Here is a 1,263-nt window from a genome sequence, read left to right as displayed (position 1 = left end):
GTGGAGGGGCGTGCGGGCGGCGGCGGGCGGGGGTCCGGGGGCTGCGGCAGACTGCCCCCATGCGTACCGCTTACCGCGTGGAGACCGTACGGGCCGCCGAGGGCGCCCTCRTGGCCCGACTCCCCGAAGGCGCGCTCATGCAGCGTGCCGCCGCCGGACTCGCCGCCGCCTGCTGTTCCCTCCTCGGGAAGGGGCGGGTGTACGGGGCACGGGTCGTCCTCCTGGTGGGCAGCGGCGACAACGGCGGCGACGCCCTCCACGCCGGCGCCCGGCTCGCCCGGCGCGGCGCCGGCGTCACCGCCGTCCTGCTCGGCGACCGCGCCCACGCGGGCGGGCTCGCGGCCCTGCGGGCGGCCGGGGGCCGGGTCGTGGACGGCTCCCACGACGACCCGTTCGAACCGCTGGCCGCCGCGGACCTCGTCCTCGACGGCATCACCGGCATCGGCGGCCGGGGCGGGCTGAGGCCCGACGCCGTGCCCGTCGCCCGCGCCGCGCGCGGCTCCGACGCCGTCGTCGTCGCCGTCGACCTGCCGAGCGGCGTCGACGCGGACACCGGCGAGGTCGCGGGGGAGGCCCTGCGGGCGGACGTGACGGTCACCTTCGGGACGTACAAGCCCGGCCTGCTCGTCGACCCTGCGCGGTCCTACGCGGGCGCGCTGCGCCTCGTCGACATCGGGCTCGGCGCCGAACTGCCGGGCGTGGCCGACCTGGAGGCGCTCCAGCACCAGGACGTGGCGCGGCTGCTGCCCGTGCCGGGCGCCGAGAGCGACAAGTACCGGCGCGGGGTGCTCGGCGTCGTCGCCGGGTCGGCGCGCTATCCCGGGGCGGCGGTGCTCGCCGTCGAGGGGGCGCTGCGGGGCGGTGCCGGGGCCGTGCGGTACGTCGGTCCCGCGGCGGACGCGGTGATCGCGGCGCACCCGGAGACCCTGGTCCACCCGGGGCCGCCGGACCGTGCCGGGCGGGTGCAGGCCTGGGTGGTCGGGCCCGGGCTCGGCGACGATCCCGGCGTCGCCGAGGTCCTCGCCTCGGACGTGCCGGTGCTGGTGGACGCGGACGGGCTGCGGGGCCTCGACCCGTCGCTGGTACGGGCCCGCAGCGCGCCCACCGTGCTCACCCCGCACGCGGGGGAGGCGGCGGCGCTGCTGGGCGCGACCCGGGAGGAGGTGGAGGCGGGGCGGCTCGCGGCGGTACGGGAACTGGCGGGGCGGTTCGGGGCGACGGTCCTGCTCAAGGGGTCGACGACGCTGGTGTGCGGTGCGGACG

At 79.6% G+C, this 1,263-nt stretch carries 1 protein-coding gene; it reads left to right on the top strand.

All coding sequences use genetic code 11. The features are described 5' to 3' along the window. Positions 1–59: 59 nt before the first annotated feature. The coding region (locus tag EAO70_RS36560) for an NAD(P)H-hydrate epimerase (protein ID WP_148007085.1) at positions 60–1,263 on the top strand (1,204 nt) is incomplete at its 3' end.

Source organism: Streptomyces sp. adm13(2018), assembly GCF_008042145.1.
Lineage (GTDB): Bacteria > Actinomycetota > Actinomycetes > Streptomycetales > Streptomycetaceae > Streptomyces.
The sequence above is the reverse complement of the archived record's forward strand: the minus strand, read 5'-3'. Positions and strand labels throughout refer to the sequence as shown.